This window comes from Arenimonas malthae CC-JY-1 (assembly GCF_000747075.1).
Lineage (GTDB): Bacteria > Pseudomonadota > Gammaproteobacteria > Xanthomonadales > Xanthomonadaceae > Arenimonas > Arenimonas malthae.
Genome location: NZ_AVCH01000046.1, coordinates 1 through 6,499 on the forward strand (window position 1 = coordinate 1; position 6,499 = coordinate 6,499).

6 protein-coding genes are annotated in these 6,499 nt (G+C 70.9%); 4 read left to right on the plus strand and 2 right to left on the minus strand.

Features of this window, described 5'->3' with window-relative positions; genetic code table 11:
* Nucleotides 1-169: 169 nt before the first annotated feature.
* The gene (locus N790_RS03355; RefSeq protein ID WP_052385656.1) at nucleotides 170-742 is read right to left on the minus strand and encodes an RNA polymerase sigma factor; all 573 of its coding nucleotides are present in this window, start codon (nucleotides 740-742) and stop codon (nucleotides 170-172) included.
* A 92-nt stretch (nucleotides 743-834) separates the two neighbouring features.
* Entirely contained in the window at nucleotides 835-3,036 is a 2,202-nt protein-coding gene (locus tag N790_RS03360) for a TonB-dependent receptor family protein (protein WP_156969909.1), read from the minus strand.
* Between the two features lie 143 nt (nucleotides 3,037-3,179).
* Here N790_RS03360 and N790_RS03365 point away from each other — a divergent pair, with 143 nt between their 5' ends.
* The 4 genes from N790_RS03365 to N790_RS03380 all read left to right on the plus strand — a co-directional run.
* Nucleotides 3,180-4,139: an SPFH domain-containing protein gene (locus N790_RS03365; protein WP_043800722.1), complete on the plus strand. Its 960-nt coding sequence runs from the start codon at nucleotides 3,180-3,182 to the stop codon at nucleotides 4,137-4,139.
* 3 nt (nucleotides 4,140-4,142) lie between these two features.
* A complete protein-coding gene (locus tag N790_RS03370; RefSeq protein ID WP_043800725.1) occupies nucleotides 4,143-4,574 on the plus strand; it encodes an NfeD family protein in 432 nt (143 codons plus the stop codon).
* 84 nt (nucleotides 4,575-4,658) lie between these two features.
* Complete coding sequence (locus N790_RS03375) at nucleotides 4,659-5,651, plus strand: extracellular solute-binding protein (protein ID WP_043800728.1); 993 nt, start codon at nucleotides 4,659-4,661, stop codon at nucleotides 5,649-5,651.
* A gap of 4 nt (nucleotides 5,652-5,655) precedes the next feature.
* A partial coding sequence (locus tag N790_RS03380; RefSeq protein ID WP_156969910.1) for an ABC transporter permease occupies nucleotides 5,656-6,499 on the plus strand: 844 nt, incomplete at its 3' end.

Here is a 6,499-nt window from a genome sequence, read left to right on the forward strand (position 1 = left end):
GGCCGCGGCGGCGGCCAGGGCGAAGGGCCAGCGTGGGCCGCGCGGGCGGTCCTCGGTGGCGGCCAGGCGCGCGGCCAGCACCGGCCAGGCGCTGCGGTCGGGCGTTTCCAGCGGCAGTCGGGCGAACGCCTCGGCCACGGTGAGTTCGCGCTCGGGAAGGCGGGCGTCGTCAGGCATGGGAGTGCACCTCCGAATCGATCCTGAGCAGGTCGCGCAGGCGGCGGGTGCCGCGCGCGAGCTGCGATTTCGAGAAGCTGGCGGTCTTGCCCATCAGGCCGGCGATCTCGTCGTGGGTGTAGCCCTCGGCGTGGTAGAGCCAGAGCACGCTGCGGGTGGCGTCGGGCAGCTTCGCCAGCGCCTGGCCCAGCAGGGCGGCGTCGGCGGCGGCGGGTGGCAGCATCACGTCGTGGCTTTCGAGTTCGGCCTCGTCGGCGTCCTCGGTGGCGGGCAGGCGGTTGCGCTTGCGCAGCCGCATCAGCGCCTCGTTCACCGCGATCTGCCGCAGCCAGCCCCAGAACGGCGACTCGGCGCGGAATTCACCGATGCGGTCGAACAGCTTGAGCATGGTGTCCTGCAGCACGTCCTGTGCCTCCTCGCGCTCGCCGGTGAGGCGCAGCGCCAGGGTGAACACCGGCCGCTCGAAGCGCCGGTAGATCTGCTCGAACGCGCTCGCCTCGCCGCGCTGGGCGCGCTGCACCAGGCCCGTGGGCAGGTCGATGGCGAAGGAGGAGGGATGGCTCACATCGGTCTTGGATGCGCCGGGAGGGGAAAGCGTCGCACAGAAAAAAGGCCGGGGTTGCCCCCGGCCTTCCTGGTCCTTCCCTGGCCCGTGGTTCAGAACTGGTAGCGCAGGCCCAGCACGGTGGCGCGGGGCTGGCCCGGGCGCAGGCCGGCCGGGCGGCGGGCCACGACGTAGGTTTCGTCGGCCAGGTTCTCGACCCGGCCGTACAGCTCCAGGCGCTCGTTCACCCGGTAGCCGGCGCTGAGGTCCCAGACCACGGCCGAATCGGTGCCTTCGCCGGCGGGGATGGCGCCGCGGCCCGCCACGGTGCGCATGGCGTCGAGGTAGTTGGCCGCCACGCCCACGCGCCAGCGCTCGCCCTGCAGGCCGGCTTCCACGTGCAGCAGGTGCTCGGGCAGGTAGGGCAGCTGGTCGCCGCTGGCCACGTCGCCCCATTCCTCGAAGTCGGAGCTGAAGCTGTTGCGGAACTCGGCGTTCGTATAGGTGTAGGCCAGCGACACCGGGATCGAGAGCGGGCCGTTGCCGCCGAAGTCGTAGGCCAGGCTGGCCTCGAGGCCGCTGATGCGGGCTTCGCCGCCGTCGAACTGGTCGCCGATGTTGCAGTTGCCGCCGGTGGAGGCGGTGCAGGTGCCCACCAGGTTCGAGTAGTCGTTGACGAAGCCGACCAGCTCGGCCGAGAGCGCGTCGCGGCCGTAACGCAGGCCGAACTCGGCGTTCACGCTCTTCTCCGATTCCGAACCCGAGGCCGGGCCCGGCGGGTTGAAGCCGCGGTGCACGCTGGCGAACAGGGTGACGTCGTCGCTGAGCAGGTAGGTGGCGCCCAGGCCCGGGATGACTTCGTCCACCTGCGTTTCCACGGTGGAGAGCACCACGTCGCGCAGGCCGGTGGCGGTGGAATAGTTGGTGCGGGTGAGGTCGATGCGCTCGTAGCGGACGCCCGGGGTCAGGATCCAGTTGCCCCATTCGATGGTGTCCTGCACGTACAGCGAGAGCGCCTCGGCGTCGCCGACGCGGTTTTCCTGCGTGCCGGGCGCGCCGTCGGTGGTGCGCACCAGCTCGCCGGCGACCATCTGGTAGCGGTCGTCGTCCTGGTAGCGGTCTTCCTGGTCGCGGTGCAGGCGCAGGCCGAACTCCAGGTCGTGGCGGGCGGCGCCGGTGTCGAAGTCGACGCCAAGCACGCTCTGCAGGCCCTGGGCGTAGTAGCCGCGGTTGTTGTTGCGCAGGCGCAGGGCGTTCGCCGGGCTGGTGGCGCCGGTGAGCCAGGCGTACTGGCTGGCATAGGTGGTGGGGTCGTCGAGGATGCGGGCGATGGACACGCCCTGCACGTCGTTGAGCTTGTACCAGTTGCGCTGGAACTCGGTGCGGTAGGCCACGGTGGTCAGGTCCACGCGGTCCGAGAGCTCGATGAGGTGGCGCAGTTCGAACAGCTGGTGCCGGGTCTGGATGTTGTCCAGGCGCGACGCGGCGTAGCGGCGGTTCGGGTCGGCGGCGAAGTCGTCTTCGGTCAGGCCGAGGTAGGTTTCGTTGCTGTCCTGGGTGTTGCGGCCGAGCTTGAGGTCGAGCTGCTGGTAGCGGGCGGCGTCGGGCGCGCTGGTCCAGCGCAGCTTGGCCACGAAGTCGTTGAGCTCGTAGCCGGCGTCGCCGCCGCCGTCGATGCGCTTGAAGCCGTGGGTTTCCTGGCGCACGCCCTCGACCAGGCCGCCGAAACGCTCGCCCATCGAGCCGATCCAGCCGTGGCTGAGCAGGGTGCCGTTCTCGCCCAGGGCCAGGTCGAATTCGCCGCTGGTTTCGGTGGGGACCGGCGTGGACAGCAGGTTGAGCGCGCCGCCGGTGGTGCGCGGGCCGGCCTGCACCGAGGCCGCGCCCTTCTTCACCTCGACCGCGTGCATGCGCGCCATGGTCGGGAAATAGTAGGCGGCGGGGGCGGCGTAGGGCGCCGGCGCGATCAGCACGCCGTCCTCCATCACCGTGATGCGGTTGTTGCGGTCGGTGCCCGAGCCGCGGATGCCGATGTTCGGGCGCAGGCCGAAGCCTTCCTCTTCCACCAGGTACACGCCGGGCACCTGGCGCAGCACGCGGTTGACGTCGCGGTAGTTGAACTTGCGCAGCGTCGCCTCGTCCAGGTAGTGCGCCGAGCCGGCGGTCTTGGCCACCTCGTGGCGGCTGCCGAAGACGTTGACGCGGTCGAGCCGCACCAGGGTTTCGTCGGGGTTCGTGGCGGTGTCGCCGTCGGCGAAGGCGGGGGCGGCCGGCAGCAGGGCCAGGGCGATGGCGGCGCGGAGCAGGGTGGACATTCCGGTGTTTTCCAAGGCATGGCCGGCGCGGGCCGGCGGTCGGCGCAAATGGTACTGCGGGCGAGAATGATTCGCAATAACATTAGCGACACTGGCCCGCGGCTTGGCCTTAGACTGGCCGCTGACCCCCGGGGAGTGGAGCCATGGAAATCCTGACCATCATCATCCTGGTCGCAGGCGTGATCGTCCTCATCAAGACCGTGCGCATGGTGCCGCAGGGCTACGAATGGACCGTCGAGCGCTTCGGCAAGTACACCCACACCATGTCGCCGGGCCTGCACTTCCTGGTGCCCATCATCCAGGCCGTGGGCCGCAAGGTGAACATGATGGAGCAGGTGCTGGACGTGCCCTCCCAGGACGTGATCACCCGCGACAACGCCGTGGTGAAGGTGGACGGCGTGATCTTCTTCCAGGTGCTCGACGCCGCGAAGGCCGCCTACGAGGTGGCCAACCTCGAGCAGGCCACCATCGCGCTGGTGATGACCAATATCCGTACGTCCATCGGCTCGCTCGACCTCGACGAGTCGCTGTCCAAGCGCGACGAGATCAACGCCAAGCTTCTCAGCGTCGTGGACGTGGCCACCCACCCCTGGGGCATCAAGGTCAACCGCATCGAGCTCAAGGACATCCAGCCGCCGCGCGACCTGGTCGATTCCATGGCCCGGCAGATGAAGGCCGAGCGCGAGAAGCGCGCCAACATCCTCGAGGCCGAGGGCCAGCGCGCCGCCGAGATCCTGCGCGCCGAGGGCGACAAGCAGGCCGCCATCCTTGAAGCCGAAGGCAAGCGCGAAGCCGCCTTCCGCGACGCCGAGGCCCGCGAGCGCCTGGCCGAGGCCGAGGCGAACGCGACGCGCATGGTGTCCGAGGCCATTTCCAAGGGCAACGTGCAGGCCATCAACTACTTCGTGGCGCAGAAGTACATCGAGGCCTTCAAGGCCCTGGCCGAGGCGCCGAACCAGAAGTTCGTGATGATGCCGATGGAGTCGAGCGGCATCATCGGCTCGCTGGGCGGCATCGCCGAACTGGCGAAGGAAAGCCTGGGCCTGCAGCCGACGGCCGCCGCGGCACGCGCGCCGAGCCCGCCGCCGCGCGTCGGGGGCTGAGCCATGCGCACCGAACTGATCGTGTGGGCCGGCCTGGCGCTGCTGCTGATCGCGGCCGAGACGCTGGCGCCCGGCGTGTTCCTGCTGTGGCTGGGCTTCGCGGCGGCGGCGGTGTTCCTGCTGCTGCTGGTGCTGGACCTGGCGCCGGTGTGGCAGGCCATCGCCTTCGTGCTGCTGTCCTTCGCCTTCATCGGCGTGTACGTGAAGTTCTTCCGCGGCAAGGAAGGACCGGGCGAGCAGCCGCTGCTCAACCGCCGCGGCGAACAGCTGGTGGGGCAGGTGTTCCACCTGGAGTCGGCCATCGTCGACGGCCGCGGCCGCCTGAAGATCGGCGACGCCTTCTGGACCGCCGAGGGCCCGGACCTGCCGGCCGGCACCCGCGTGAAGGTGGTGTCGGCGAACAACATGTCGCTGCAGGTGCGCGACGTCGACTGAATGCACGGGGCGTGGCGGCTGGCCGCGCCTTGTGTTTCAAGTGAGAACCATTATCATTTGGCGGGTCCCCTCAAGGAGCCGCCCATGTCGCGCACGTTGATCGCCCTGCTGCTTGCCAGCCTGCTCGCGCCGCTGGCCCAGGCCGCGGAACTGGTGGTGTACACCGAGCGCCGCGAGCCGCTGGTCAAGCCGCTGTTCGAACGCTACGAAAAGGAAACCGGCACCCAGGTGCGCCTGCTCTCCGACGGCGCCCCGGTGCTGATCGAGCGCCTCGCCGCCGAGGGCGCCAACACCCGCGCCGACATCTTCATGGCCGTGGACGCCGGCAACCTCTGGCAGGCGGCCGAGCGCGGCCTGCTCGCGCCCACCCGCTCGGCGAAGCTCGAAGCCGCCATCCCGGCCAACCTGCGCGACCCGCACGGCCGCTGGTTCGCGCTGTCGCAGCGCGCCCGCACCATCGTGCATTCCACCGCGCGGGTGAAGCCGGCCGAGCTCTCCACCTATGAAGCGCTGGCCGCGCCGGAGTGGAAGGGCCGGCTGTGCCTGCGTTCGTCCAAGAAGGTCTACAACCAGTCGCTGGTCGCCACGATGATCGAGCGACTGGGCGCCGAACGCACCGAGCAGGTCGTGCGCGGCTGGGTGGCCAACCTGGCCACCGCGCCCTTCGCCGACGACACCCTGCTGGCCAAGGCGATCGCCGCGGGCCAGTGCGACGTCGGCATCATCAATACGTATTACCTGGGCCGCCTGCAGCACGACGAGCCGGGTTTCCCGGTGCAGGTGTTCTGGGCCGACCAGGCCGGCGCCGGCGCGCACGTGAACATCTCGGGCGCCGGCATCGTCGCCGCCTCGAAGAACAAGGCGGCCGCGCAGGCCTTCCTGGAATGGCTGGCCTCGCCGTCGGTGCAGGCCGACTTCGCCAGCGTCAATTTCGAGATCCCGGCCAGCCCGGGCGTGGCGCTCGACCCGGTGGTCGCCGCCTGGGGTCCGTTCCGCGGCGACGCGGTGAACGTGTCGGTGGCCGGCCAGCGCCAGGCCGAAGCGGTGCGCCTGATGGACCGCGCCGGCTGGCGCTGAGCCGATGAGCCCGGCCGCCGCGGCGCGCGCCCGCTGGCCCCGCGCGCTGGCGTGGGTGCTGGCTGCGCCGCTGCTGCTGCCGGTGCTGTGGCTGGGCAGCGCCTTCGCCACGCCGCAGCCCGACGTCTGGCCGCACCTGTTCGGGCAGGTGCTGCCGGCGGCCACGCGCAACACGCTGGCGCTGCTGGCGCTGCTGGCGGTGTTCGCGCTGGTGCCGGGCGTGGGTTTCGCCTGGGCCAGCGCGCGCTTCGAATTCCCCGGCCGGCGCTTCTTCGACTGGGCGCTGGTGCTGCCGCTGGCGCTGCCGGGTTACGTGGTGGCCTTCGTCTACGTCGGCCTGGCCGATTACGCCGGCCCGCTGCAGACCGCGTGGCGCGCGCTGGGCGGTTCGCCCGCGGGCTTCCCGGAACTGCGCAGCGTGCCCGGCGCGGCGGCGGTGCTGGCGCTGGTGCTCTATCCCTATGTCTTCCTGGTGGTGCGCGCCGCCTTCCTGCGCCAGGGCAGCGCGGCCATGGACGCCGCGCGTTCGCTGGGCCACGGGCCGGTGGCGGCGTTCTTCCGCGCGGCGCTGCCGATGGCGCGGCCGGCCTGGGTGGCGGGCCTGACCCTGGTGCTGCTCGAAGCGCTGGCCGATTTCGGCGCGGTCAGCATCCTGGGCGTGGATACGCTGGCCACCACCGTCTACAAGACCTGGTTCGGCCTGTACTCGCTGACGGCTGCGGCGCAGCTGGCCTTCGGGCTGGTGGGCGTGGTGGGGCTGGTGCTGGTGCTCGAACGCCTGGGCCGTGGCCGCGGCCGCCATGCCGGGCCGCAGCTGGTGCCGCCGCCGCGGCGCGTGCTGCGCGGCT

Bases quoted from the DNA above. Each gene is read 5' to 3' on its own strand.
- N790_RS03360 (WP_156969909.1), bottom strand. From the start codon at position 3,036: ATGTCCACCCTGCTCCGCGCCGCCATCGCCCTGGCCCTGCTGCCGGCC.
- N790_RS03365 (WP_043800722.1), top strand. From the start codon at position 3,180: ATGGAAATCCTGACCATCATCATCCTGGTCGCAGGCGTGATCGTCCTC.
- N790_RS03370 (WP_043800725.1), top strand. From the start codon at position 4,143: ATGCGCACCGAACTGATCGTGTGGGCCGGCCTGGCGCTGCTGCTGATC.
- N790_RS03375 (WP_043800728.1), top strand. From the start codon at position 4,659: ATGTCGCGCACGTTGATCGCCCTGCTGCTTGCCAGCCTGCTCGCGCCG.